This is a genomic window from Methylophaga thiooxydans DMS010, assembly GCF_000156355.1.
Lineage (GTDB): Bacteria > Pseudomonadota > Gammaproteobacteria > Nitrosococcales > Methylophagaceae > Methylophaga > Methylophaga thiooxydans.
On record NZ_GG657896.1, the window covers coordinates 66,147 to 89,127 of the forward strand.

Consider the following 22,981-nt stretch of genomic DNA (forward strand, 5'->3'; position numbering starts at 1 on the left):
TTATCCTCCGTAGGAAAAAATGAGTGTGGTGTGATCGGGTTTTAATCTATGGAGTGTGCATTCGAGGCGCTTATTGCCCCATGATGCTAATGGCTCATCGACGCGGCCATTCACTCTCCAATAGCTAATCGTTTCTTCAGGCGCATTGACCTGCCATGCAAACTGCCAAGACTGCCCATAAAGCGGTTTATTGACTCGGTCTGCGACTGTCCAGCGCGAAAACTCGGTGATAGTGACTTGATAGCCAATCGATTCTGCAATGGCTATAAAATACGGGATGCTTTGCCCCCCTTTATTGGTCACTTTGGCGTATAGGCTAGCCAGTCGCTGCTGAAGGGTTTGCACGTCATCTACGCACGGATCGGGCAGCGCGTAAGCGGCTTCCCACTCATTAAGCATTTCATAGGTGGTACGCGGGTCTGCTTCGTCTAACAGGTCATCTTCACGGGCGTGAAGGATGGCAAGCTCTTCAGCGGTTGATTCGAACAAGCCGATAAAGTCAGGATCGTGTTGCAGATCGTCCCAAAGCAGGCCGCGAGGCATTAAGGCCATCAGCATAGTGAGGTATTGCTGGGTTTTTATTGCCATGTGATATCACCTGGCACGAGAATTTGGCCTAGCGTTAGCGTGACGTCTTCTGTCGGGCTAACTAAAACATGATCGGTCTCACCAGCAGCGATACTAATCGCTTCTCGGATATGGCTGACTTTGATAGTGCCTTTGCCATTACCATCTTCTGGAATCGCTTCTCGCGAAAGTAAGTCGGCTATTTCGGATTCAACGGCTGCTTTGACAACCGTGGTATTCGGTGTCAACGCGATAGTTAAATCTAAAGCGACAGGGATGGGGGCAACAACATAGATCCCGGCTGTAACAGGGTGCTGTTCAAAAATATAGTCATACACCGCTTCCACTTCAGTCGCATCAGGGATGATGCTGTCATCGTTATCTCTCACGAAACGAACGGTGACAGTGCCTTCACCCATCTCACCCGGATATTGCCATGCACGGGTAACACCTGGCACTTGTTTTGACCATCTAATGTAGTCATGTGCCGCGCCACCTTGAGCCGGTTGCTGGATGTTTTCGATATGACGTTGACGCCAACTTTCAAGCTGCTCGATGTCGGTACCATTGTTAATACCGTCTGCGTCAACGATGGCTTGGCCATTAATACCGGCAAGGGTATCGACAAAGGTTAAGGCAACGCCAGCGATGGCATTGGCTTCAGCGCCTGGCAAAACGGCTGTGACTGAAATAACGGCTTCACCACCGACAATAGTGACTTCATCATCGACTGTGTATTCAACCGCATCAGCACGTTTTAGAGTTTTACCGGCTTCGATAACAGCGCCATTGGTGCCGGTGACTTCACATTGGCCGATCGCGTATTCGAATGGGTTTCGCTCGGTGCCTTCAATTGATGCGAGACGACCAAAGTGCGCTTCATCGGCGCTATCAGGCAATAACTGCTTCGCTTTATAGGCTTGATAGCCATACATCTCATGCATGCCACCCGCCATGACCGTGGCAAAGATATTAAACGGTGAACGGCGCAGACGTGGCTGACCATCGGTTCTGCTATCAATATTCGCCGTTAAACGGGCATGTAATTCTGCCAATGAAGGACGTTTAAACGCCATTGAAAGCCTCCCAGGCATAATTGAAATTTAAAAGCTGGCCGTCTGCTGTTTCGATGTCGATATCTAAGGCTAACCATTCAGCGCGTGGGTAACTGGCTGTGACTTGCACGGAATCAACCACTTCATCATCAATGAGATGCTGCAAGGCTTCATCGGCATAGTCTTCAGCGGCTTTTCGCACAGGCTCGGTTTGCTTTTCACGTTGTAACAACCAAAGCCGTGAGCCGATCAAGTCACCAGAAACAGACGCCAAGGCATCGCCCCACCAGCCACGTTTATCATTGGTGCCATCGGGGATGACGTCATCTGAGTCGGCTTGTCTGTCAGTGAAAAGCGCCACGATGACGGCTGTTTCCAGTATCGCGACGTAGGTAATTTTTAATGGATCGGTTTCCAGCACAAAGCGTGGACGACCATTTTTATTCACCATTTTGATAACAAAATCCATCATGGTGTCATACTCTGATTAGGGTTACTGGTGGTGCCGCCACTATCGCCATTATGATTGTGGCCGTTATAAGTAGAACGCATGCTCGCCATGGTCAGACCATCGCTATCGACGTGATCGATAATGTCGCCGGTGACGTTCAGTTGGCCTTCGATACGAAAAACCGGCACTTTGGCCGTGATTTGTGTGTTGGCAATCAACTCCATCAGGCCACCCTGCTTGAGGTGAACGAGTTGTCCTTGACTATCGTAGAGTGCAACTTCGCCCGGCTTGAGACTGACTTGACGATAGCGCTTATCATCCATCTTGATGCAAACATAGCCATTGGTTTTACCGCCAATAGCCGCGACGACACCTTTTGCTCCGGGTAGTGGCACGGATGTTATGCCGTAATCTTGAATGCGAGGCACCTCAATCACCTCACCAGATAAGGTTTCGATCTGCACCATTTGAATCGGTGGTGCGTCATTGACTTTAAGCAAGGCACCGACACGTAGCATTTGTTGCAGGCCACGTTTTAATGGTGACAGTAATTTCTGTAAGCGACGCATTACCAGACACCGCCTTCATCGTTTGGCTCTGGCAGGGCTTGTAGTTCAAACGCTTCAGGCAAACCAAGGATCAGCTCAGCGCGCAGCCCTTTATCATCAACTATATAGGTGATGCCTACGATCAATAGGTCACGATTGACATTCAGGTAGTGGTCTTTCACTGCGATAAGGCAATTGGGTTCGATCAATTCATCGTCTAAATACCAGCTCAGCATCGTGTAATTAAATGTCTGAGCTTTCGCTGCAGAAATATTTCTATGCCATGTGGCTCTGGCTTTGCAGCCAGCGGCATCTAAGGCATCTTCAGCTAGAATAATTTTAGGTCGATGACGAGTAACGGCTTTATCTGCCACGGTAGCTGACACCGATACCGTATCTATCCAGGCACTGCTGGTTTGGCCTTTAACCGTGTAGTGACTAAAGCGTTCGCGTGATGAGCGTTTACGACTACCGGCTTTAATGTTGACACCGGTTTCTAAACTGCCTTTCAGGCGTCGGGTTCCGGAACGTGTGATTTTTAGGCCACCCAAACCATCAGACACTAGCAGTACTGCTCTGATTTTAGCGACGGTATCGAGCACTTCAAAGGTGCTTTCACCTTCATCTGATTTCATTGTGGCAAACGGTTTGCTGGTATCAACCGTTGAGGACACCGGAATACCGTATGGCTCACAGAGTACTGACGCACCCTCTAATTGGTTACGACCAGCCCACTGAAACGATGGCGCGCTACAATCAACCAGGTCACCGGTTGCATCACGCCCTGCTACTTGAATGCCATTAGTGCTGTCATCATAGCTATGATCAACTTCATCAATATAGCCAGTGATGACCGTGTGATCATCAATCGTCACCTTGCAGGAATCGCCATCGTTAATAGGGCGTGGCGCGCTGTTTTCAGACCATTTATCAGTCAGCTTGAGATTAAACTCATTCGCAATTTGAACAATTGAACGATTGATCCGAACCTCTTCCCAGCCATACCAGTCCAGACCATTCACTTTCAAGGCGACATCATGCATCCAACACCTCCAAAGTCTGACCACCGGGTACAAATCCGGGGTGACCGATGTTATTGCGAGAGACGATATCGGTTGCACGATCAGCGTCTTGGTAGAGCTGATGCGCAATCACTAATGAGGGCAATGTCGCTTGTGGTGTATAGCGACGAACTTGCTTGAGGTTGGCGGCACGTTCTGTCAGGTCTTGAACCATGGAAGCCCGTAAATCTTGCAGTGCGATATAGGTCTCATCGTCTGCCGCTTGCATTTGCTCATCTAATACCTCAGACAGTTCATCACGTGCGGCAATCGCATCTTGAGCCGAGTCATAATCACGGGTACTAGCCACTCTGGCCGCTTCAATTTGTGATGATTGTTGTACCAGGTTAATGATTGCCTGCTGATTTGAGGCTTGCTGAACACGACTTGGCGTGGTGGTTGGCACGGCGGCTGATTCGCTACCAAAGCTGAACAGTTTACGAAACTGAGTCATGGCAGAAAGACTGCCGACACTGCCAATCACCTGCCCCGCTAAGGCATCGGGCAAACCAACAAAATCGGCAATGGTGGCATCGATAACACCTAATCCGGAAAAGCGTGACTCGATATCGGATAAGACGGTTTTCGCCTGTTCTTTCACCCAACCTGGAAAGCCGGTAACGCTGTATGCCGATGTAAATTGTTGCTTCACTACAGCTTGTGCGTTTTTGGCCGCTGCATTGACGCGTTGTTGCGTGTCAACTTTTGATGTTGGCTTGGCGCGTGACTCAGCTTTGTAAAAAGTCAGAGTAAATCGGGCAATACCACCTTCTTTATTGGTTTCACGCAAACTGCTGGGGCCAGCCTGCACACGGACACGTCCGAGGTAACGATGAACTAAGGTGCCAGAGCCTTTTTTGTTTAAAGCCTCAATCAGTTTGTCACGCTGCTGCCTGTAATCTTCACCCACTACAAAAGCAGGAAAGGAGTACACAGCATCTTTGCCGCCTAAGTCTTCGGCATAGGCATCATCTTTAAAGGGATAATCATGCAACTGGACACGGCGACCAAATTCGAGCGTATGGTCATCAACATAAAACTCAACGCCACGGAATGAGGATTGTTGAAGTTGCTCGCGCCATGTCAATACTTGTTCGGCCATTACAGATTCCCCACTGTAGGGCCAGTATCGACATTAATATCCATGTCATCGCTTTGGATATTTTTGACCTGGACACGCTTATCGGTGACTTCAATTTGCAGTTGGCTGCGTTTTTCCGCACTTAATGCGGCCTGAGCATTATCATTACCAAACAAAGCCAAGGCTTTAGCAATCGAACGGCCTAATGCGTCAGCAAACTCAGTGCCTTCTAATGCATTATCATAAATAACCTTACCGGCTCCGTAACCTGCCAAACCAGCAGCGCCAACTGCTAAACCAGCAGTACCCATCGCTCCGGCACCCATCGCTGCTATTGTTTTCATATTTGGCGCTGCTCTAAGCATTTGCCTACGATTAGGTTTTTTTACTTTTGGTTTCTTTTTTGGATCCATACCCGTTGGATCCATGCCGCCGCGCATATTGACAACATAAACAGGCGTTACCCCATCCATCCCGCCTAGTGCACCACCCATGGCGGATTTAGCTTTGCTGCCTTTAACAAAGTCGGAGATACCCTTGCCACCTTTATAGAGTTTCCTCGCTAGGATAGCTGTGCCACCGACTGCAACCAGACCTGCTGCACCTTTGATGAGCATATCCAGTGTTTCTTTATCAATGTCATTGATCGTGTCCGCCAATGATTGAATGTAGGTAGTCAGGTTTGAGTCAGCAAATTGTTGCCAGGCAGTGTAGAGGTTTCGCATAGCGCCTGCGGCATCATTTGCTGCTCTGGTCGAGTCTTCTAATGTGGTGGTGCCATCAGCGTGGACATTCATGAATTTATCTAAGCTTTCCAGCCCACCAGTGCGCTGGAACTCGGCAGTGGAAGAATTGAATGCACGCATGGCTTCTGCATCAAACACGGTGCTTAACAGTGTTTTTTTGCCTTGTGTTTTTTTGATAATGTCGACCATGATTTCATTGATTGGTCGCAACACTTCTTCGCCACGACTTAAAGCTTCAGCATCAAATATTTTGATGCCGCCGCTTTTGAGCATGTCTATTTTCTTAGCATCACTCAGTGTCCGCATTAAGGCTTCAAAAGCCGTCGCTGCCATCTCTGATGAGCCGGTACCCTGACGGATAACCTGCAATGCCGCACCCATCTCACGAATAGCAGGAATACCTTGCCGCCCCATCGAGGTGTAAGCGGTGACAACACGAGGGCCTAATGCCGCAATATTTTGCAAGGTGAACGCGCCTTCTTTACCTTGCACATTGAGTGTGTCGAGTGCCGTAAGCACGTCTTTTTCCAAGACGATGCCCATTTTCTGGAACTCACCTAGCACTTCACCAATCGATGTGCCTTCTGCACCGGTTGCCTGGATGGCTAAACCAATGTTGCGGATATTGGCTTCAGCAAAGTCCAGGTCACCGGTTTTCTCGACAATAGATTCAATCGCGCTGGTGATTTGACTTGGGTCAACTCTGATGTCGGGTGATTGTGCCGTTTCATAGATTTTCTTTTTCAGTTCATCGATTGCTTCAGCACCGATATTGGCTTGAATGCCTAGCCGAGTGAAGCGACGCTCAAGCGAGACTAAAAACTTGGCTGTTCCGGCACCAGCGGCACCGGTCAATAGTGCGGTGTAACGATTGCCTAACTTATCAAGCCCGTTACCAAAGCTGCTGACACTTCTACGCAACACGCCCATTTGACGTTGGCCTGTTTTGCTAAAGCGTTTCCAACGGTCTTCATTAACACGCATCTGGCGGCCGAAGTTACCTCCGGCGTTGATGTTGATGCTGGTTGTTAAGTCGTTTTGGCTCATCGTTTCATTAGCTGCGTATAAAAGAGTCTTAAAGGTCTATTTAATGTGTAGTTAAGAGGCGTCTGGCTGTACTGGCTGAACTTAATCGTCTGCCAGTTCAGGTTCTCCGCCAGACGCATCATGCTTCCCCCGCTGCATGACAGACTCCAGCACTGCCTGGTCTAATCGTTCTGCATGAAACTGAAGCAGCTCAAAATCTTCACGGTGAAATTTACGCAGGTCATCAATATCAACAATGCCGTCATAATCACCAATAGATTCAATCTGCTTCGCCAAGGTATGAAGCCCCATCAATGTCGGACTGACAGCAAACACATAGCCATCATCTGATGCCGTGACACGTTCAGACGCTAGCCCCGCATCAATGATGTCTCCAGGGGTTAACTCTCGCAGCAAGACTGTAGTGTGGGTTTTATCGCCCATTTTGACGCCGTGTTCGAGTGAAATTGTTATCGTGGCCATGCGTTTATACCTTCTCCGCCATATCGCCTGACATCTCGACATCCGCACTGGTCATGCCATGCTCAATCACATTCACAGTGAAGGCGTTACGCATTAAATAACGTTGGCCGGTATCAGTGATAAACGTGACGGTTTTGTTTTTCCACTTATTCACCTCTGTCACGTCAACCGTTGACGTGAGCAGGATTTTAAACTTCAGGTTCGGTGGTGAATCTGATTCGGTGAAATAGGTTTTGCCACCATGGCTCGACGGTTCTCTTGAAACACCACCCGGATCTAACGTGGCTTCGTTTTCTGACTCAATAACACCGCCGTCAATTCTGACTTTTACTTTTCCTGTGACTTGTTCGCTCATTGCTTACTCCTAAATTTAACGACGATATTCAGTGTGCACAGCCGTGACACGTAGGTTATTGATGAGTTTTGGTGAGTCATACATATCCAGACGGTCTGGATCGTCATCATGAATTTCAGCGATGATTGTGGCTTTATAACCTTCATAATCCTGGCACCAGCCGCGATCCATAAAGACGGTATACAAGGCTAAAAACTCATCTTCCATGGCATTAGGCGTCACCACCGCCTGACCGGCTGGAATATCAAAATCATCATCCGCCAGCTTGTGACGCGGGAATTTTTGAGACACCATTGCCCGTTGCTCAAAGCGGATGCGTTCTAATGTTTCTGCCGTGTTGATGTTGAGATAACTGTCATCAGCAAAGCCGGACGCATTGGTTTGATACATACTGATTTGACGTTCAATTCGTACCAATCCACCACGATCAACACTGTAAGTAGCAATACCATCGAACAGCAGCTGATTACGCTCGGTACCATCCCAACGCAGTTCTTTTTTCGGTGGCTTAATACCAGGCAATGCCAGCGTTCTTAGCTGACGTGCCGGGTCAATTTGCAAGGAAGCGGCAGCGACAACACAATTGACGCCAGCCCATAGATAAGGCGGAGTCGGTGAGTCATTGGTACCCATGCAGGTGACGTGTGGGCCATTTCGTCCACTGCCAAAAGTCCCGGTTTCTGAGTGGGTGCCTTTAAACGCAGTAAATGCCCGAAAGCCGATGGCACGCATTGGCCCCCAGCGACTTTCTGCTTCGGCTTCTAGCACCACTAAGTTGGCTGTATCGGTATAAGGCACTGCAAGCCAGTTGTACCATTCATCACCAATAGCAGTGAACACATCAGTAAGATCAGGATTACCGGTACCGCCAGACATGGCCACAAAGGTGAGGCCGACACCATCAGGCAAGGCTTCATCGTAGAAATTGAGTCGCATATCAATATCGTTGCCGGTTTCACCTTTCCACTTACAAGTGATATCGACCTCAGTCGACTCTGCACCATTAACTTCGGCTGTTACCGGTAAGGTCGTCTCTGCCGTAATGGCTGCAACGATAGCGCTGGCAATATCTTCATCCGTGTCAGCAGCGTCAACACCAATGAGTAAGCGATAGCCTGCGATGTAAAGAAAGACTGTGCCTCCTCGCGTGGCCGGGCCAGTAACGGTGATTGACCCGGTTGCTTGTTCACCGCCTGATGCATCATCTAAAGCCAAGAACCACTTTTCAGTAAACTGATCGGCATTGATTTGTGCCTTGCCCATTTCAGCCAACATAGAGCCTCGACCAAAATACGCTTCCAATTCTTCAGGGCTATTGGCACGAACTGCTTGCCCCGCTGGAATCGTGCCGGTTGACAGTCGCTGACCGATAACCAGCATTTTAAAATCAATATTGGCATTACCTGCCAACCGATTACTGAACTCAATGGCTGTAAACGGTAGACGTAATTTTTCAGGAATCGTATCAAAAGAAATAGCCATGCTTATGCATCCTTATCAGTTGAATCTGTGGGTTTGGCAGCAACGGCTTTTTTGGCATCCGTTTTAGCCTTGGCCAACGCTTTTTTAATGTCGGCGTCACTGGTTAGCTCAATCGCATCACCGTCTTTTATCCGCTTCAGGTAATACACTTCACGTGGCACGTATTCACCGTGCTGATTTAACAGACCGCCGCGTAGCTTTCGCACATTGACAGCCTGCTTGGCGGGTTTGATAAAAATTCGGTCTGGCATGGTTTATTGCTCCAATGTTATGTGGTCAATAGCGTCGGGTTCGTCGTCGCCGTCGACCAATGAATGTTCAGCATGAAAGGTGACAAAATCAGCCAACGTTGATGGGTCAAAGTCATTAGGAAATGGCATATTTGGCAACTCAAAAGTGACGGCATACATCGTGGCTTTGAAGCTTTGCTCCAGCTGCATTGAAAACAGATTCCTGACATTCTTCAGCGCCAGTGAACCGACCCCTGCAATCGTCGATTCATGCAGCTTAGGAATCAGTGCCGCTAAAATGTCATAAGCACCAATGGTGGTTGTGTCACCTCGACGCCGGGCGCTGTGGTTACCAACGTGACGGGTGATGACATACACATCAAAACGGCCATTGAGGCTACCGCGTGAGTTGCCTTGACCACCGAGAAACGTGGTGTAAACGCCCGGCGTTCTGTTTGAGGCAACCAACTGTTTCAGTACTGCCAAGTTCAACGCGCTGGGTAACACTTCAGCAGCGCTTAATGTATTGCCAAATAACGCCTGTGCTTTTTCAATGATGTGATCTTCAACGGTGCTAATGCTGTTCATATAAAGCTCTTATCTTTACGGTTAAAGACATTGCCACCGGTGTTGATTTTCACTGTGTTTTGGCTGAGAGGTTTGGCACCTTCTGTACTGATACCAATGCTCAATTCGCCACGGGCGATGCTTTTGAGTGACTTGACTGCTTCGTTGTACCGGTCTTTTACTTCATCGGGCGCTAGATTTTCGTACAAGTAATAGCGTGTAATTTCGCAAGCAATACGCACCAATGACCTTGGCAGCGGGTCAATCGGCAGGCTGTAACGGCCACCCAGATAACCATCAATCATGCTGTCTGAGTCGGCAATGGCTAAATTAATGACGTCCGTGTCCAGCTGACCCGTGTTTTGCTTATCCGTAAGCTGGATCAGTTCATCCTCTCCATATCGGGTGACCAGGTCTTGTTGTGTGCAGTAAGGCATCGTTGAGATATCCGCTTATAGCTCGACAACGCTGAACATCGGATCGGCTTCCAGGATGGCGACCTCTTCTTCGCTCAGCTCGACATCATCACTGCCTGACCAGGCACGACCTAAACGACGAAACCCATCCCGCATCACGGTCACACGGTAGTGTGGTAAAGCGTTCTGTTTGGTGCTTGGTTTAGAATCAGGGTCACTGTCGGTTGTAGTGGTTGTTGTGGTTGTGCTGTTTTTGTCTGAGTCACCGCCACCCCCATTATCATCAGCTTCTGAATTCGTTTTAGACTGAGCCTGCTTTTCGTCCTGAATGACTTTCCAGGCTTCATCACGCTCTTTGGCTGTAATGCTGTCCAGACCATCAAACTTTTTCAGTTCTTCGACGGTAGGCTTTTTGTCGAATGCCTTCTCACGTAGCAGTTGTAGTAAGTTTTCCATCATGCGTTCCTTATCTTGGTTATCAGGGCGGAAAACCGCCCTGATAAAGTTGTCTTAAAGGCTGATTAACTACGCGCCGCCGGTGGAACCGACAGACAGTTGCCAGAAGCCATACACGCCAGTCGCTCGCGCTTCGGCACCAAACTTGTATTCACGCTTATTGAATACATCATCGTTTTCCATATCCGTCTGGCTGACGAAGACAGGCTTCTTACGCATCTGGATAATGAAAGGCTTCACAGCGTTGCGGGTGTGGTGGAGGAACCAGACAGTATCAGACGTTAACCCCGGATTGACTTCAATTTTGGCTGTGCCTTTGTAGGGGTTCGGGCTGTCATCGTCGAGCTTGTCGGCTTCGACCAATTTACGTGCGACAGCTTCCAAAGCCGGTGGCACTTCGAGCAAGTCGGGTACCAGACGCAATGGCATGCCTTCGTCATCGGTGAACTTCATCATTGCAGTACGTGCCGCACCGTAAGACGCCGCTGCAGCCGCTGATGTTGCCGCGCTCAATGCCACTGTCAGTTTGTTCGATACCGAATCTTCATTCACTTCATGATCGGTGTCATAGAAGTACTGACCATCAAGACCTTCATTAATAAAGGCGTTGTTTTTCAGATCGTCCAAGATGATGTCGTGCAGTTCACCCGCTGAGTCACCCGCCATATTGGCTTGGGTGTTGTAGATACCCAAGGTGTCATCTTCGATATCGTTACGATCAACCGCGATGGTCGTTTCCCAATCTTCATTGGTGGCAGTGTATTTACCGGCTTTCAAGGCTTTGACATGCTTTTCACCCACCCATTTACGCATTTTCGGGAAACGTTCTAACCAGGCGTAGTCTTCGGTCTTGGTGCTAGACATGACCTCCATCGCAGTCAGTTGCCAGTTACTGGTTCGGGCTTTGAGTGCGTTATGGAAGACGGTTTTCAGGCCAATAAAAATATCTTGAATAGCCTGTTTGTTAATGATGATGCCGCCAAACGCCAGCATTGGCATTGCATCACCCATCATGGCCGTATTCAATGAGGCAGGGCCGGTCATTAGGCTGGCTGGCAATGACCAGTCAGCCGCCATCGCGGAGGTCATCATTACGAGAGCGCCGACGATGGCCATCGGCAAGAGAATCAGTTTTTTCATGGTGTCATCCTTATTAATTAGCTAAACCAGTGAAGTCTTAGTCGAATTTGACCCAGACGCCGTCAACATCAACGTCGACAATCTTGCCTGCAGCACTACGGGAGCCGGTGTCGTCAGTGTTAGCCACTGTCTGGTCATCGACGATGTAAGCGGTGGCTTCGATATCGGTGCGGTCAATCGAGCCATCGTTTGCAAACAAGAACGTGCCTTTGCGTACATCAATGGCTTTATCACCGGCAGAGCCAGCACCGTTATCAACGTGCTGGTCTGCACGGCCTACGGCTTTCAAACCGGTTGCCGTTGAACCAGCCTCAGCATTGCCAGATGAATCAAGCACAACAATAGAGCCAGCAAAGATGACACTTGATGCCGCCACTGGATGGTTGTGAACTTCACCTAACCGTTGCGGGGTATTACGGTCTTTGGTTAATGCGGCCATTACTTATCTCCTTTGAGTGATTTGGCGTATTCGGCTGGCTCGACACCCAATTGCGTACAAACCGCCAACTGCGCATCAGACAGAACGGGGTTGCCGTCGTCATCGACTTGCTGTGTGGTGGTTTGTTTACCTGTCAGGGCGGCAATGGGGGCGGCTGATTTAAGGTAGGACTTCAGCACATCAACCGGCTGGTCTTTAGCCCACAGCTCCATGGCGGGAGTGAGCTTGCCATCTGCTTTGGCTGCGGCAATCATGGCGTCCTTGTCATTGCCATCCAGGCGCGCTGTCAGAGCAGCAATTTCTTCGCCTTGCTCTTTAATAACAGCCATAGCGGTGTCGGGGGTAGCCGCAGTGGCAGCAGCAACAGCTTCATCAGCGCTATCGGCTTTTTTCTTTAGCTCACCGAGAGCATTGCTAACCGCTGTCAGCGCAGCAAGCCCTGAAGTGTCTTTCAGCTCCAATGTGGTTGCCATGTTGGTAACCTGCTTATTCATAGCAGTCAGAGCTGCAGTCACCGCTGATTCATCGGCATCAGCTGCAAGGCCAAATAATTGGCGTAACAGCTTTAAAGTCTCCTCGTTCATAGAAGCGTCCTCTTGTTTTGGTTGCGGGAGAAGGGAAGCCGCTGCCAATACATCATCCATTCCATCAATGGCTGGGTTATTGGTTAACGCGACATGAAGTAAATCCAAGACATGACCTGTTTTGGGGTCATAGGTGAAAACGGGTGAAATATATTTATATTCTTTGTTGGTGATGAAGCCGTTGGCTTTTGGTGTCCATTCAGGACTAGACAACATGAGACCTTTATCAGGCACCCAACTCAACGCGGCAGGCTTACCCCAACCGGCAGCGGGTGCAGGCTGACCATTTTTAGCAGCCAACAAAGTTTGGTGTTCGTAATCGAAAACGATGTCGTTCTTGCGTGATTGAACGCGATTAATAAGTGCAGCTGCAGAAACATCATCAAGATACCAAGGGCCACTCCCTGCCATCGCACCGCGAGGGGCATCGAACTTGCCAGCAGGAAATAACTGGACGGCACCATCAGTGCCGACCAGTAGTGAGCAGATTGCAAGCGCTACGTTATGCATAGCGACCTTGAGGGAATGATGTCATGGCGAGTCTCCTGTTCGTCGTTTATTTCAAGAACAGGTGCCACTCTACGAATGCGGGGCAAAAAAAATGCCCTGAAACAGTTCAGGGCATTAAATATTTGTTGTTATTGAAGATACCGTCTACGCATAAAAACGGCAACAATCAGAAGTTAAGATGCAACCGCTTGACCTATGCAATTAGCTTCAGCATCCAGCATTGTCCATTTACTACGTACACTTTTTGACGTGACAGCATTATCAATCTTGCGATTTTTTAGAATTAGGAGCAATGCCGTCATATATAGTACCGCCCTTAAAAAGAGTGAACCTCTGACAATGTGATAAAAGACAGTAAGGTGCATTTCTTTTTGGGCTTTTAATATCAGTTTCTTTTGATGCTCTGACTCTGTTTTTAAGAAAGCATCCTCCCAACGCTCTTGATAACGTTTTAACTGAGGACTATTTTTAATATCATTCCGGCCCAAAAATAACGTCAGGATAAAATGCATCGCACTTAACTGATGGGTGTATCTAATCACCCCATTCAAAGTCGTGCGTGTAATGCAATACAATTCATTATCAAAATCAATTTCTCCCGCTTCAGCGGCATTGAATAATTGATCACGTATATCAAAAAGGCGCTGACGAGTAGAGTCGTTCAAATAGCTTCTATACTCAACAAACCAGGCGTACCAAATCCCAATAAATAACGCGATCAGTAATATTGAATCATTCAATTGTGAATCCATCACACATCCTCCGGTCTTGTTTCGCCTCTTGGCGTTAAGTCACTAGATGTTCTCTTACTGTCCACTTCTTTTTCATACATCTCTTTATATGGTTGATAGCGTTCAACCACATTTTTTCTATGTCTTGACTGACCTCTACCATATAAAATCCCGAACACACCAAAGAGACCACCGAGCAAGCCAACTAGATAACTACTCTCTTCAGCTGACTTTTCATCCTTGTTAATTTCAGCGTGGATTTTCGCGTTAATGCCAATATCAGCTTTTGTTGTTTTACCAGCCCATGAAATTGCAACTGGCGATAAAAGATATAGCCCTAAAACCAATGCTGACCCAGCAATAAACCACCTTATAGTTTTTGACCACTCAGCAGCTCGCATTGTTGCGATACTTCCCCGAAGCGATGCATTTTCAACGAGTAAGTCTGTTCTTGATTGATATTTGTCTGCCATCAGGCACAAAAAAACCCGACACCAATCAAACCATCAGCATCAGGGTTACTCCCTATTAGTAGTTATCCATAATAAGGCATATTGTCACAGTTTTACATATCCAAGCAATAGCAACACTATTAAAGACCGCTTAACCCCGTTTAAATTCCCGCACAATCGTTTAATACTTTTATATTCCAATACTGACCGCACATCAACAGTTAAAACAGCTTAGAACGGCACACAGAGATTCAACGTAGTGCATCTTGAAAGTGTTCGTAAAGGGTATCAATTATCATTTGTTCATCGTCTTCTGACACACCCAAGTAGGGCCTGGCGGGAATACCTCGGTCTTCATCACCGAACTGATGGGTCGCGCCCTGGATAAGGTTGGTACCCATTTCCATACTCTGGCTGCTGGTGTTATAGGCTAGCGTGTCACGCATGAATCCTTCTAGCACCAGCACCTTGTCGGCGTTTTTCTTTTTACGTGCCTGATATTTCGGATCGAGTGGCTCCCATGGGTTACTTTCAGGATCGACTTGCTGATCCCATCGATCATGGGTGCTGTTAAGTAAACCTTCACCGATATCGATAAAGGCGGGTTCCAAGTCTTCACCGGCATCGACCAGGGCGCGTAGCCGGGCGGCGATGGCTTTATCCGGGAAGCTATAGTCGATACTGATTGATGCGCCTGCCATTATTCACCTATACTATGTTTATCGGTTGCGATGCTGGCGCGTACGCCCATAGCATCAAAAACCCGCCAACCTGGTGCGTCAGGAAAAGTGGCCCCATCATTCTTCATCCCCATACACCAGATACCCCTTACGCTGACTGTTCAGGTAATTACGGCGTGATGTCGGGATAAACGTCCAGCTTTCCAGTAACCCCTTTCTCACATTGGCCACCGCGACCAGGTACCGGCCTTTACCGATATCGTAGGCTTTGACAATGCGAGAGCGCAGCACCACTTTGCCAGTGCCGTTGTGTTGCTGGAACGATAACCAGACTTCATAAGGATTGGTCAGCAAGTCGTCCAGTAACGGCAGGAACTCAGCACGGGCGGGATCAATATGTTCTGATAATGCCTTGCTGTTGAGCAGAAACGGTAAGCCTCCGGGGGTGTAGAGTTTCTCTTCACCCACTTGTTTTTGCAGCTGCTCATATACTTCTGCTTTTTTATTTAAGCGTGATCCCAACTTCACCGGCGACTTGGTGAAAGGTATCTGTTGTTCTCTGCCAGCTTCAGCCCAGCCTTGTGGTGTGAGCGTTGTCCACTGAGTGCGTGTTTTTGTGTATTGCGCCATCACATCATCAGCCAGCTGCTCACCAAAAGCGGCTCTGCCTGGATTATAGGCGAAGCCCGGATCAACACCTTTGGGTACGCTTACGGTACGAGGCGACGGGCCTCGGACACCGACCACTTTATCTTCCAGTTCTACTGCAGGAGCGTTATCCGGGCCAGTTTTACCGAGCTTATCCATATCGCGTTTGCTGAGTGTTCTGACCCGACACTTGCAACCCCAGCCGTTCTGGGGGTAATGGGTCTGCCAGAATGGGTCGTCGGCATCAAGGATTAATCCGTCCCAGGCTACATGCTCTGGCCGTGGATGCTCGACAGCATCATTGTGTATGTACTGCCAGAATGGTCGAGTGTGTTTGACTTGCTGCATCTGGGCATATCGACCAGCGTTATGGCTTTGATACAGATTGGTCTCGTAGATAACCCGGCTGCGCCAGTTGCGACCACCGTTATAGCCCCAGCCGTGCTTGCTGACTATCTGATCAAAGTCTTTGCGAAAGTCCTTCAGGCTCATGCCTTCAGTAATCACTTTGTCCATTGATGAACGAAAATCGTTAAGCAGGTCTTCTTTCATCGCCCCGGCAATGACAAAGGCACGGGCATGCTGGCCCTCATAGATATCTGTCCAGGATGCCGTCGGCAGGTTCAGCTTGTCACGAAACGCATCAACCGCTTTATTGAAAGGCATGGAGCCGTAATTGATGTTCATTTAGCCAGCTTCATGCAATTTTTGCTTCAGCAGATAACCTTCCAGTTGCCAGATTTTATTTTTGGCATTCTCATAGGCTATCTTCTCACCTATTTCAGCGTCGAAGTTTTCTGGACTAGCGCAAGCTGATTCACCTGTTACAGTAAAGCCATTTTGTAAAGTTAAGCAGCAGACAGTTAATTGGCTTCCTTCAAATACGTGATACTGCTCTGACTTGATTACAGCCTGAAGCATATCTGGAGTTAACCTTGGAGCGTTAAGTTCTTTCTTTTGAATTTCATTTTCTATTTCAGTCATTTTCAGACACCTCATAACGCCCAGCCAGCTCAGCGGTGGCCAGCGCCATTTGAATCACGTCAGCAAGTTCTTCCGGGTCAAGAAAACCGAATGCTTCGACCAGGCGATCCTGAAAGTCTTCTAGCGTGCCACCGTTATCATCCACTTCCTCTAATAAGGATTTAATACGGTTATAAAGGTCGTCTAACGGTGACTGTGCTTGTGTTGCCAGTTGATTCACAACACCATCTAACTCTGTTTCATTATCACCGGCTTTGGCTGCAGCGGTAGCGGCGGCATTCGGGCGTGCAGCATCATTTTGTTCAGGGGTGTTAGTTGGAACCGGTTCATAGCCTTCACCATAGATCTCCGTCAGTTTTTCTTGGTTAAGCCGGTAGCCCATATCGAACAAAAGCTTATCGCGTTCGGCGCGTTCGTTAAGTTCTTCACCTTCCTCAGAGATGAACTTGATACGTGGGCCACGGCGTGGATCGGCACCGGGAATATTGAGTGCAACCATTGGCCAAAGTAGGTCACGGTTTAAGGTGCCAGCAATTTGCCGCACGTCACTGACCAGCAGATCATGACGCACTTCATTATGGATATCACCCAGGTTAGAACCCAGACCGGTATTTTGTGCCGTACTGGTTAAGGTGCCACCGAGAATCGCTTTAGACTGAACCGACTCGCACCAGTTGATCATAAACTGGTATGGGTCGCTGGCTCCCTTGGCGGCCTCTTTAAAATCGACATCCATACCATCGGGCATGATGCCTGCAGCACTGTGGCCGATACCAATGACGGCGCGAAGCAAGGTATTTTTTTCTTCATCACTGGCACCGCTGGGGTAAGTGCCGAGTCGCATTGGTATGCCATAGACTTCCAGAAACTCGGCCAGATCCCGAATGCTGTAGTTTTTAAACAGGTATGGCCATGCGAGGATACGATGCAAACCGCCACGGGCAATGCTGCCAGACTTGGCTTTATGAACATGCGTTACCCAGCCAAACGGCCACAATTCATCACCTCTGCCACCACTGTTACGCAGCAGAATCTTTTTGCGATCATTTTCATCGATGGTAAATAGGCGTGCTGATTGATGCTCTAGCGTTGGTAACAGCGTTTTACCCAGCTTATGCCAACCGAGTTCCAGCATCGAATAGCCTTTGCCAATCGCATCACCGATATCGAAAAGGTGATCTTCGAAGTCTTCCATGTCAAGCAGCCACTCTTTGACCTCTTCGGCAAGCGCTTCTTCTTTTTTATCGGCATTACGCGGTGCGACCACATCCCAATCGACACCCATCAACGCCCGTTTTCGCTTACTCATTTCCGCAAAGACATGGGCATCTTTTTCTTCCATATCTTCAAACAGGTCGGCCTGTTCGACCAGATTGCCTTGTTCAGCTGCTTGCAGAATGCTGGCTAACTTGCGTGGTGTTAAACCACCTGAAGGATGGTTCTCAAACTCTTTACTGATAAAGCCGAGCTTGGATGTTTGCTCTTCACTCAGTGCTTCTCGCACCTGTACTGGCTTACCAGCGGCATCTACGATTTGACTTGTTCTTACTTGTTCCATTGTTACCATCCACCGCCTTTTTGCATCAGGCTGCTGTAGTCGTTGTCGGGGTTGTCGCGTTCGGTTTTGCTGGGGGCTGCTGTCCACTCAATCGGTGAAGCCAAATCAAAGCTGGCAGCATGCGCCATGACCAAACTAATCGCTGCGTCACCGTGTCGGCTTTTGGCAGCATCGGTTTTACCATCGGGCAATTTCGGTACACCTTTAATCACTTGCAGCGCACCGATATCGTCTGCGACATCGGCATCACGCGGGATAAGAATGGTGTCGTCCTCAAACGCAGCTTTGAACTTGGGCATATTATCCAGGTACCAGCTTTGGCTAAGCATCACTTCTTCGACCACATTGACGCCATAGCGGTACTTGGCTTGCTCTGCCAGATACTGACCATTACCACGGGCATCCAGCTTGGCCGCACTGAATCGAGGCAAACGATCACAGATATAAAACAGCACCTGCTCTTGCTGCTTGAACGGCACGTTGTGCAGTTCAACCATAAATGGCACTACGCGCCTGAGCTGCTGACTGATGGTCATCGGTGTCAGCACGGTTAAGTCACCGGAGCGACCAAAATCTTCGCCTAAAACGTGGCGTAAATTGGGATTTAACTGGTCTAAAAGCGGCTTTAAATTAACCTCACACCAGGCCAGCATTTCTGCCTGGCGAAGATGCTCTGGCCACAGGTTGAACTCGGCGGTACCGGAATAGCGCAGCACCGGCACATCATGCATGCGGGACTCACGTAGGGCGCGGCTGATATAGGTGCCACCGCCTTGTTTGGGGACGCAGTCATATTCTTCTTCGGCATCTTCGGTACTGGCAGTATTTTTACGAAGCCCAGCTTTCCATTCGTCTTCGCCTTCTTGTGTCCATTGAATTTTCTGAATTTGGCAGATGCGTTTATAGAGACCCATTTCACACGCATCATCCAGTGTGATTCGATGAACGCTGTAATCTTTTTTTCCAGATCGACTGTCTTCGATGAGTTCATTGAACAGGTTTTCTACGCCATTATGCGTAGAGATGATTCGAATTTTGCTGCCCCACATCGTCAGAGCTAACGCAGCTTTTAAAAGCTCATCAAGTGCATCATGGAATGCCGCCTCATCAATGCAGACATTACCCTGACGACCACGCATATTGCTGGGTCGTGAGCTGAGTGCCTGAATCTTAAAGCCGCTGGCAAAGCGAATAGTGAAGGTGAGAATATCTTTGTCTTCATCTTCAAAGATTTCCTCTTCAATGGCTGAGGCAGCCTTATTGAATGACTTAGCCCACATCGAACAAGCATCAATAAACTCTACGGCCATCTCTTTATTAGAACCAACGTAGTAGCAGTTGGTACCGCCCGCAGCCTTTGACGATGAGGCGGCTAATACTTGATCGGCTGCTTCAGCCCAAGTTAAACCTGTACGTCGTGACTTTTCAGCAAGCTTAAGAATACTGTCATCTGCCATCCAGTTCTTTTGATATGGCAGCAGGACATCATTCGGATCGTAATCTTTGTATATGGCTAAAGCAGCGCCCATCGCTTAACCCAGCCCCAGTATTTCTGTCTTGATTGAATCAATTGCTTTTTGGCTCATGCCTTGGCTGACCATAGACTTTTCAGCTGTCGCTGCAGCTTCGTTAGCGGCTTCGGCTCTGATGGCTTTCTCTCGCTCTTCATTCATATTGGCCGCTGACTCCAGTCGCTGAACAGCGAGTGCCAATTGAGCCAGCATTTTTGGCTCTACAGGGGTATCACCTTCAGCCATATGCATTGCTGAATCAAACGCCATCGTGCGGATGATTTCATTGACTAACTTACCAACCTGGCCTTGCGGTGCAGCGCCCAGCTTGCCGATCCACATGCTGGCCAGTTCGCGTGATTGCTGTAGTTTGGCTCCGACATCTTTCATCTTGACGGCATATCGATTGACCGCAGACTTGCTGACGCGATCATCAGTGCCGAGCTGTTCAAGGATGGCATTGATTTGTGCTGTGGCATCCAGTTGTGAGACTCGCGGATCTCGCAACAGGGTTTGCAGCTGCTCCAGAATATCGGCTGGCAATTGCTCAATGGATGAGGCGCGAGCCATTATTCAGTCGTCTCTACGCTGATGGTGATGGGTGAATAAGAATGTGACATCCCAACACCAAAGAAATAACCAGCGGCAATGATGTAGCAAAAAATAACCACACTCTTTAACACTTCTTTGCCGAAGCTCTTTATATCTTGCTGTAACAGCCAGTTCTTTAATTTTCTAATCATGGTCGCGCTCTCCCAATACCATCAATTCGGCTCCGCCCCAGCGCAACATCGACGCCACGCTGAGTCACCTTGGCAATCAACAATTCACCAACCGTTGTAATCGCCAGCAGACCTTGCTCTTCCAGCCAGCGCAATTCGGTACGAACACGATCAGCAGACACATCATGACCAACACTGGCCAAAATCATTTGCAAGATGTTTTCGTTATGCGAGTAGCCAGGGTCTTGCTCCAATGCCTGCAATAAGGCAAGACGAATAGATTCTGTGAGTATTTGATTAAAGCTCACCGCTTATCTCCTCGTAACAGATAGTCATTGATTAGCGTTAGCTGGGTTGTCATGGCTTTCAAAGAGCCAGTCATTTCGCTGATGTTTTCACTCATTCCATTCATGCGATTGTAGATATTGCTAAGGTCGGTATGCGTTGGTGCACCATTCATTCGCTCTTCAACGATATCCATTCGGCTAACTACTTTAACTATCTGCTGGCTCACTTCTTTAATCTCTGTTTTATTCACGCGATGGCGATTGATTAGCCAGGTGTAAACCCAATTACCTGCAAACAAAAAAGCCAGAAACACATCAAACCAAAACCTGTATGCGGTGTAATCTAATTCCATTTATCGCTCCCGCTTAGCCTTAATGTTTTGACAGTCCACACAGCGCACCGCGTCTGGTCTTGCTTCCAGTCTTTTATTTGGAATCGGCTCACCACAATCCAAGCAATAGCGAATACCGTTTTCTTCATCAGGTTGTTCTGTTTCTCTGCTACTTCGAAGCACCGTCTGAATCGCGATATCCCTGTCTTTTTGTTCGCGCTCCTGGGCGCGGTCGAACACGTCCACCATGCTTATTTACTTTCCTTGTTACGGCTTAAAAGAGTAGATAGATTCTGAAATACGCCCGGAGGTGGCGTTTGTCCGGCTGACACTTGTTTATCATCAGAACGCTTTTTCACTGAGACACCCAGCACAGCAAGCGCGATTGCCCACATACCAGATAGGTTGACCATGGCATTGATAACAGCAGGAGCGTCATTCGGTGAAATAACGATCACAATGCCCAAAGCAGACATTTGTACAAACCATGTCACGGCAATGGTGTAACCGAAGAAAGGTCTCCAGCGACGGACGAATGAATCGCCAGAGGTGTACTCGGTTCGCATGGTGGCGTTGATGGTGGCCAACTGCTTGTTCTCGGCTTCTAGTTCGGCGAGAACGATAACGTTCATTTCTTTTTGCAGTTTTAGTTGAAGCTCTGGATCATGCTTTATTTTGGCTAAGGCTTCATCAGCGTTACCTGCGCCCGTTACTGCATTGGCTGCTTTAACAACCTTATCAGCGACGTTACCAGCCCTATCCCCCATTAAAAGCCGGGTTAGCCCCGGCACGAATTGCGCTAATCCTAAAGCAATGCTAATCGGCTCCATGAGTCACCTCTGTATTGATAAATTGCTGCAACACAAACAGACGGCGCATCCAGCCCATAATGAAGCGTTCTTGTGATGGGTTTTCAACGGCGAGGTCATGATAGAAGTCAGCCCGATAGGCAAGGCTGAGAGTGAGCTTGTTAGTAAGGTAGTCTTCGTTATTAGCGAAACGTCTGATAGCGCCAAGCGTTTCATCACCGATCACACCATCTACTTCCACGCGATAAGCGCATTGAAGGAATTTGATTGCTGTTTTGGGCCGGTGGTTTACTACCGAGTCAAACAAGAAACAACCAATGACTGGTGGCAAATCGCCACAGCCATAGGCTTGCCAGTAGTCACGGAAATAGAGTGCAATGGCATCATCTAATGTCAGCAGTCTGATATTAAGATGGGGGTATTGACGCTTGCTGATGCCGTAGTTGGTTTCGCCACCGGCATCGTTTGGATCATCCACATAGCCGCCTTCAATCTTCAAGACATGATTGACTGCTTTGAGGAAAAGTTCTGGGTAGGTTTTGTTTGTGTCCATGGGTTGCATGATGCTTTCTGGCACAAACAAAAACGCCCTGAATGAGTTCAGGGCGCTGGGGTGTTACTACAATTTAGTTAAGCAGGTTTTAGAAGTCTGGGCAATCTTGAGTTATTTTTTTCAGACTGGCTGGAAGTTATAACCAAGCTGGAAATTTACCTATAAGATTCATTGGACTTGGTCTTTCAGCTGACACCGTTGAACCCAACCGTTTGACATTGCATCCATATCTACTTTTTCAAAACTCTGCCCGGAACGGGCTGCAAATCTCTCAGCTGCCATTCGGTAGCTATTATTTACCCAGTTACTACGCGACTCATACTGCTCATCATTCAATGTACTGGGGCTGCCATAAATGCGATTCGCTGCCAAACTCACCATACCCTGAGCAGTGAAAGCATCACACCATGGCTGGAAGAGTGAGTCATCGGCTGCAAAAACTGATGAAGAAAGTAGTAGCGCATAGATACAAAAAGCGAGTTTTTTCATTTTTAAGTTCCTTTTATCAACAACCGAT

At 48.3% G+C, this 22,981-nt stretch carries 32 protein-coding genes; all 32 read right to left on the bottom strand.

The features are described 5' to 3' along the window. Complete coding sequence (locus MDMS009_RS06665) at window positions 1–588, bottom strand: YmfQ family protein (protein ID WP_008290129.1); 588 nt, start codon at window positions 586–588, stop codon at window positions 1–3. Next, window positions 579–1,643, bottom strand: a complete 1,065-nt coding sequence (locus MDMS009_RS06670; protein ID WP_008290140.1) for a baseplate J/gp47 family protein — start codon at window positions 1,641–1,643, stop codon at window positions 579–581. Before MDMS009_RS06670 ends, MDMS009_RS06665 begins: the two co-directional genes overlap by 10 nt. Further along, a complete protein-coding gene (locus MDMS009_RS06675) occupies window positions 1,633–2,094 on the bottom strand; it encodes a phage GP46 family protein (RefSeq protein ID WP_008290120.1) in 462 nt (153 codons plus the stop codon). The genes MDMS009_RS06670 and MDMS009_RS06675 overlap by 11 nt, the downstream gene beginning before the upstream one ends. Continuing rightward, window positions 2,091–2,642, bottom strand: a complete 552-nt coding sequence (locus MDMS009_RS06680) for a phage baseplate assembly protein V (RefSeq protein ID WP_008290167.1) — start codon at window positions 2,640–2,642, stop codon at window positions 2,091–2,093. Before MDMS009_RS06680 ends, MDMS009_RS06675 begins: the two co-directional genes overlap by 4 nt. Next, complete coding sequence (locus tag MDMS009_RS06685) at window positions 2,642–3,664, bottom strand: phage baseplate assembly protein (RefSeq protein ID WP_008290121.1); 1,023 nt, start codon at window positions 3,662–3,664, stop codon at window positions 2,642–2,644. The genes MDMS009_RS06680 and MDMS009_RS06685 overlap by 1 nt, the downstream gene beginning before the upstream one ends. Then, window positions 3,657–4,784: a DNA circularization protein gene (locus tag MDMS009_RS06690; RefSeq protein WP_008290153.1), complete on the bottom strand. Its 1,128-nt coding sequence runs from the start codon at window positions 4,782–4,784 to the stop codon at window positions 3,657–3,659. Before MDMS009_RS06690 ends, MDMS009_RS06685 begins: the two co-directional genes overlap by 8 nt. Beyond that, window positions 4,784–6,556, bottom strand: coding sequence for a phage tail tape measure protein (locus MDMS009_RS06695; protein ID WP_008290161.1), 1,773 nt, complete (start codon window positions 6,554–6,556; stop codon window positions 4,784–4,786). Before MDMS009_RS06695 ends, MDMS009_RS06690 begins: the two co-directional genes overlap by 1 nt. An 81-nt stretch (window positions 6,557–6,637) precedes the next feature. After that, the gene (locus MDMS009_RS06700; RefSeq protein WP_043887794.1) at window positions 6,638–7,018 is read right to left on the bottom strand and encodes a phage tail assembly protein; all 381 of its coding nucleotides are present in this window, start codon (window positions 7,016–7,018) and stop codon (window positions 6,638–6,640) included. Between the two features lie 4 nt (window positions 7,019–7,022). Continuing rightward, window positions 7,023–7,373 carry a phage tail tube protein gene (locus tag MDMS009_RS06705; protein WP_008290154.1) on the bottom strand — a complete coding sequence of 117 codons (351 nt, stop codon included), beginning with the start codon at window positions 7,371–7,373 and terminating at the stop codon, window positions 7,023–7,025. A gap of 15 nt (window positions 7,374–7,388) precedes the next feature. Further along, window positions 7,389–8,855, bottom strand: a complete 1,467-nt coding sequence (locus tag MDMS009_RS06710) for a phage tail sheath subtilisin-like domain-containing protein (RefSeq protein WP_008290164.1) — start codon at window positions 8,853–8,855, stop codon at window positions 7,389–7,391. A 2-nt stretch (window positions 8,856–8,857) separates the two neighbouring features. Then, on the bottom strand, window positions 8,858–9,106 hold the full coding sequence (locus MDMS009_RS06715) for a DUF2635 domain-containing protein (RefSeq protein WP_008290139.1): 249 nt from the start codon (window positions 9,104–9,106) through the stop codon (window positions 8,858–8,860). A gap of 3 nt (window positions 9,107–9,109) precedes the next feature. Next, window positions 9,110–9,673: a phage protein Gp37 gene (locus tag MDMS009_RS06720; RefSeq protein WP_008290165.1), complete on the bottom strand. Its 564-nt coding sequence runs from the start codon at window positions 9,671–9,673 to the stop codon at window positions 9,110–9,112. After that, window positions 9,670–10,089 (bottom strand): gp436 family protein, encoded by a 420-nt coding sequence (locus tag MDMS009_RS06725; RefSeq protein ID WP_008290132.1) that lies wholly within the window; start codon window positions 10,087–10,089, stop codon window positions 9,670–9,672. The genes MDMS009_RS06720 and MDMS009_RS06725 overlap by 4 nt, the downstream gene beginning before the upstream one ends. 15 nt (window positions 10,090–10,104) lie before the next feature. Further along, window positions 10,105–10,527, bottom strand: coding sequence for a hypothetical protein (locus MDMS009_RS06730; RefSeq protein WP_008290141.1), 423 nt, complete (start codon window positions 10,525–10,527; stop codon window positions 10,105–10,107). A gap of 66 nt (window positions 10,528–10,593) precedes the next feature. Then, window positions 10,594–11,664 (bottom strand): Mu-like prophage major head subunit gpT family protein, encoded by a 1,071-nt coding sequence (locus tag MDMS009_RS06735; RefSeq protein WP_008290173.1) that lies wholly within the window; start codon window positions 11,662–11,664, stop codon window positions 10,594–10,596. Between the two features lie 37 nt (window positions 11,665–11,701). Beyond that, the gene (locus MDMS009_RS06740) at window positions 11,702–12,103 is read right to left on the bottom strand and encodes a hypothetical protein (protein WP_008290156.1); all 402 of its coding nucleotides are present in this window, start codon (window positions 12,101–12,103) and stop codon (window positions 11,702–11,704) included. Next, window positions 12,103–13,197 carry a phage protease gene (locus MDMS009_RS06745; protein ID WP_008290138.1) on the bottom strand — a complete coding sequence of 365 codons (1,095 nt, stop codon included), beginning with the start codon at window positions 13,195–13,197 and terminating at the stop codon, window positions 12,103–12,105. The genes MDMS009_RS06740 and MDMS009_RS06745 overlap by 1 nt, the downstream gene beginning before the upstream one ends. Before the next feature lie 173 nt (window positions 13,198–13,370). Beyond that, the gene (locus MDMS009_RS06750; protein ID WP_008290118.1) at window positions 13,371–13,949 is read right to left on the bottom strand and encodes a hypothetical protein; all 579 of its coding nucleotides are present in this window, start codon (window positions 13,947–13,949) and stop codon (window positions 13,371–13,373) included. Beyond that, window positions 13,949–14,401, bottom strand: coding sequence for a hypothetical protein (locus MDMS009_RS06755; RefSeq protein ID WP_154646946.1), 453 nt, complete (start codon window positions 14,399–14,401; stop codon window positions 13,949–13,951). The genes MDMS009_RS06750 and MDMS009_RS06755 overlap by 1 nt, the downstream gene beginning before the upstream one ends. A gap of 230 nt (window positions 14,402–14,631) precedes the next feature. Beyond that, window positions 14,632–15,081: a phage virion morphogenesis protein gene (locus tag MDMS009_RS06760; protein WP_008290150.1), complete on the bottom strand. Its 450-nt coding sequence runs from the start codon at window positions 15,079–15,081 to the stop codon at window positions 14,632–14,634. A 96-nt stretch (window positions 15,082–15,177) separates the two neighbouring features. Then, window positions 15,178–16,395: a PBECR2 nuclease fold domain-containing protein gene (locus MDMS009_RS06765; RefSeq protein ID WP_008290145.1), complete on the bottom strand. Its 1,218-nt coding sequence runs from the start codon at window positions 16,393–16,395 to the stop codon at window positions 15,178–15,180. Continuing rightward, window positions 16,396–16,692, bottom strand: a complete 297-nt coding sequence (locus MDMS009_RS06770) for a Gp49 family protein (RefSeq protein ID WP_008290712.1) — start codon at window positions 16,690–16,692, stop codon at window positions 16,396–16,398. Further along, window positions 16,685–18,250, bottom strand: coding sequence for a DUF935 domain-containing protein (locus MDMS009_RS06775; protein WP_008290130.1), 1,566 nt, complete (start codon window positions 18,248–18,250; stop codon window positions 16,685–16,687). The genes MDMS009_RS06770 and MDMS009_RS06775 overlap by 8 nt, the downstream gene beginning before the upstream one ends. A 2-nt stretch (window positions 18,251–18,252) precedes the next feature. Further along, the gene (locus tag MDMS009_RS06780) at window positions 18,253–19,779 is read right to left on the bottom strand and encodes a terminase large subunit domain-containing protein (protein WP_008290169.1); all 1,527 of its coding nucleotides are present in this window, start codon (window positions 19,777–19,779) and stop codon (window positions 18,253–18,255) included. 3 nt (window positions 19,780–19,782) lie between these two features. After that, complete coding sequence (locus MDMS009_RS06785) at window positions 19,783–20,331, bottom strand: DUF3486 family protein (RefSeq protein ID WP_008290117.1); 549 nt, start codon at window positions 20,329–20,331, stop codon at window positions 19,783–19,785. Further along, on the bottom strand, window positions 20,331–20,504 hold the full coding sequence (locus MDMS009_RS16245) for a hypothetical protein (RefSeq protein WP_008290347.1): 174 nt from the start codon (window positions 20,502–20,504) through the stop codon (window positions 20,331–20,333). Before MDMS009_RS16245 ends, MDMS009_RS06785 begins: the two co-directional genes overlap by 1 nt. Further along, window positions 20,501–20,791 (bottom strand): VpaChn25_0724 family phage protein, encoded by a 291-nt coding sequence (locus MDMS009_RS06790; RefSeq protein WP_008290323.1) that lies wholly within the window; start codon window positions 20,789–20,791, stop codon window positions 20,501–20,503. The genes MDMS009_RS16245 and MDMS009_RS06790 overlap by 4 nt, the downstream gene beginning before the upstream one ends. Next, the gene (locus MDMS009_RS06795; protein WP_008290353.1) at window positions 20,788–21,123 is read right to left on the bottom strand and encodes a DUF2730 family protein; all 336 of its coding nucleotides are present in this window, start codon (window positions 21,121–21,123) and stop codon (window positions 20,788–20,790) included. Before MDMS009_RS06795 ends, MDMS009_RS06790 begins: the two co-directional genes overlap by 4 nt. Then, the gene (locus MDMS009_RS06800; protein ID WP_081443580.1) at window positions 21,124–21,351 is read right to left on the bottom strand and encodes a TraR/DksA family transcriptional regulator; all 228 of its coding nucleotides are present in this window, start codon (window positions 21,349–21,351) and stop codon (window positions 21,124–21,126) included. It lies immediately after the preceding gene. A gap of 2 nt (window positions 21,352–21,353) precedes the next feature. Continuing rightward, window positions 21,354–21,932, bottom strand: coding sequence for a 3TM-type holin (locus MDMS009_RS06805; RefSeq protein WP_008290135.1), 579 nt, complete (start codon window positions 21,930–21,932; stop codon window positions 21,354–21,356). Further along, the gene (locus MDMS009_RS06810; RefSeq protein WP_008290134.1) at window positions 21,919–22,464 is read right to left on the bottom strand and encodes a glycoside hydrolase family 108 protein; all 546 of its coding nucleotides are present in this window, start codon (window positions 22,462–22,464) and stop codon (window positions 21,919–21,921) included. Before MDMS009_RS06810 ends, MDMS009_RS06805 begins: the two co-directional genes overlap by 14 nt. A 168-nt stretch (window positions 22,465–22,632) precedes the next feature. Then, complete coding sequence (locus MDMS009_RS06815; RefSeq protein ID WP_043887798.1) at window positions 22,633–22,953, bottom strand: hypothetical protein; 321 nt, start codon at window positions 22,951–22,953, stop codon at window positions 22,633–22,635. Window positions 22,954–22,981 lie beyond the last annotated feature (28 nt).

Excerpts from the sequence above, each read along its gene's own strand:
- MDMS009_RS06810 (WP_008290134.1), bottom strand. The coding sequence starts at position 22,464 with ATGGACACAAACAAAACCTACCCAGAACTTTTCCTCAAAGCAGTCAAT.
- MDMS009_RS06755 (WP_154646946.1), bottom strand. The coding sequence starts at position 14,401 with ATGGCAGACAAATATCAATCAAGAACAGACTTACTCGTTGAAAATGCA.
- MDMS009_RS06800 (WP_081443580.1), bottom strand. The coding sequence starts at position 21,351 with ATGGTGGACGTGTTCGACCGCGCCCAGGAGCGCGAACAAAAAGACAGG.
- MDMS009_RS06665 (WP_008290129.1), bottom strand. The coding sequence starts at position 588 with ATGGCAATAAAAACCCAGCAATACCTCACTATGCTGATGGCCTTAATG.
- MDMS009_RS16245 (WP_008290347.1), bottom strand. The coding sequence starts at position 20,504 with ATGATTAGAAAATTAAAGAACTGGCTGTTACAGCAAGATATAAAGAGC.
- MDMS009_RS06760 (WP_008290150.1), bottom strand. The coding sequence starts at position 15,081 with ATGGCAGGCGCATCAATCAGTATCGACTATAGCTTCCCGGATAAAGCC.
- MDMS009_RS06680 (WP_008290167.1), bottom strand. The coding sequence starts at position 2,642 with ATGCGTCGCTTACAGAAATTACTGTCACCATTAAAACGTGGCCTGCAA.
- MDMS009_RS06775 (WP_008290130.1), bottom strand. The coding sequence starts at position 18,250 with ATGGAACAAGTAAGAACAAGTCAAATCGTAGATGCCGCTGGTAAGCCA.
- MDMS009_RS06705 (WP_008290154.1), bottom strand. The coding sequence starts at position 7,373 with ATGAGCGAACAAGTCACAGGAAAAGTAAAAGTCAGAATTGACGGCGGT.
- MDMS009_RS06690 (WP_008290153.1), bottom strand. The coding sequence starts at position 4,784 with ATGGCCGAACAAGTATTGACATGGCGCGAGCAACTTCAACAATCCTCA.
- MDMS009_RS06770 (WP_008290712.1), bottom strand. The coding sequence starts at position 16,692 with ATGACTGAAATAGAAAATGAAATTCAAAAGAAAGAACTTAACGCTCCA.
- MDMS009_RS06670 (WP_008290140.1), bottom strand. The coding sequence starts at position 1,643 with ATGGCGTTTAAACGTCCTTCATTGGCAGAATTACATGCCCGTTTAACG.
- MDMS009_RS06735 (WP_008290173.1), bottom strand. The coding sequence starts at position 11,664 with ATGAAAAAACTGATTCTCTTGCCGATGGCCATCGTCGGCGCTCTCGTA.
- MDMS009_RS06720 (WP_008290165.1), bottom strand. The coding sequence starts at position 9,673 with ATGAACAGCATTAGCACCGTTGAAGATCACATCATTGAAAAAGCACAG.
- MDMS009_RS06740 (WP_008290156.1), bottom strand. The coding sequence starts at position 12,103 with ATGGCCGCATTAACCAAAGACCGTAATACCCCGCAACGGTTAGGTGAA.
- MDMS009_RS06695 (WP_008290161.1), bottom strand. The coding sequence starts at position 6,556 with ATGAGCCAAAACGACTTAACAACCAGCATCAACATCAACGCCGGAGGT.
- MDMS009_RS06805 (WP_008290135.1), bottom strand. The coding sequence starts at position 21,932 with ATGGAGCCGATTAGCATTGCTTTAGGATTAGCGCAATTCGTGCCGGGG.
- MDMS009_RS06710 (WP_008290164.1), bottom strand. The coding sequence starts at position 8,855 with ATGGCTATTTCTTTTGATACGATTCCTGAAAAATTACGTCTACCGTTT.
- MDMS009_RS06785 (WP_008290117.1), bottom strand. The coding sequence starts at position 20,331 with ATGGCTCGCGCCTCATCCATTGAGCAATTGCCAGCCGATATTCTGGAG.
- MDMS009_RS06730 (WP_008290141.1), bottom strand. The coding sequence starts at position 10,527 with ATGATGGAAAACTTACTACAACTGCTACGTGAGAAGGCATTCGACAAA.
- MDMS009_RS06685 (WP_008290121.1), bottom strand. The coding sequence starts at position 3,664 with ATGCATGATGTCGCCTTGAAAGTGAATGGTCTGGACTGGTATGGCTGG.
- MDMS009_RS06765 (WP_008290145.1), bottom strand. The coding sequence starts at position 16,395 with ATGAACATCAATTACGGCTCCATGCCTTTCAATAAAGCGGTTGATGCG.
- MDMS009_RS06725 (WP_008290132.1), bottom strand. The coding sequence starts at position 10,089 with ATGCCTTACTGCACACAACAAGACCTGGTCACCCGATATGGAGAGGAT.
- MDMS009_RS06780 (WP_008290169.1), bottom strand. The coding sequence starts at position 19,779 with ATGGGCGCTGCTTTAGCCATATACAAAGATTACGATCCGAATGATGTC.
- MDMS009_RS06750 (WP_008290118.1), bottom strand. The coding sequence starts at position 13,949 with ATGGATTCACAATTGAATGATTCAATATTACTGATCGCGTTATTTATT.
- MDMS009_RS06700 (WP_043887794.1), bottom strand. The coding sequence starts at position 7,018 with ATGGCCACGATAACAATTTCACTCGAACACGGCGTCAAAATGGGCGAT.
- MDMS009_RS06795 (WP_008290353.1), bottom strand. The coding sequence starts at position 21,123 with ATGGAATTAGATTACACCGCATACAGGTTTTGGTTTGATGTGTTTCTG.
- MDMS009_RS06745 (WP_008290138.1), bottom strand. The coding sequence starts at position 13,197 with ATGCATAACGTAGCGCTTGCAATCTGCTCACTACTGGTCGGCACTGAT.
- MDMS009_RS06815 (WP_043887798.1), bottom strand. The coding sequence starts at position 22,953 with ATGAAAAAACTCGCTTTTTGTATCTATGCGCTACTACTTTCTTCATCA.
- MDMS009_RS06675 (WP_008290120.1), bottom strand. The coding sequence starts at position 2,094 with ATGATGGATTTTGTTATCAAAATGGTGAATAAAAATGGTCGTCCACGC.
- MDMS009_RS06715 (WP_008290139.1), bottom strand. The coding sequence starts at position 9,106 with ATGCCAGACCGAATTTTTATCAAACCCGCCAAGCAGGCTGTCAATGTG.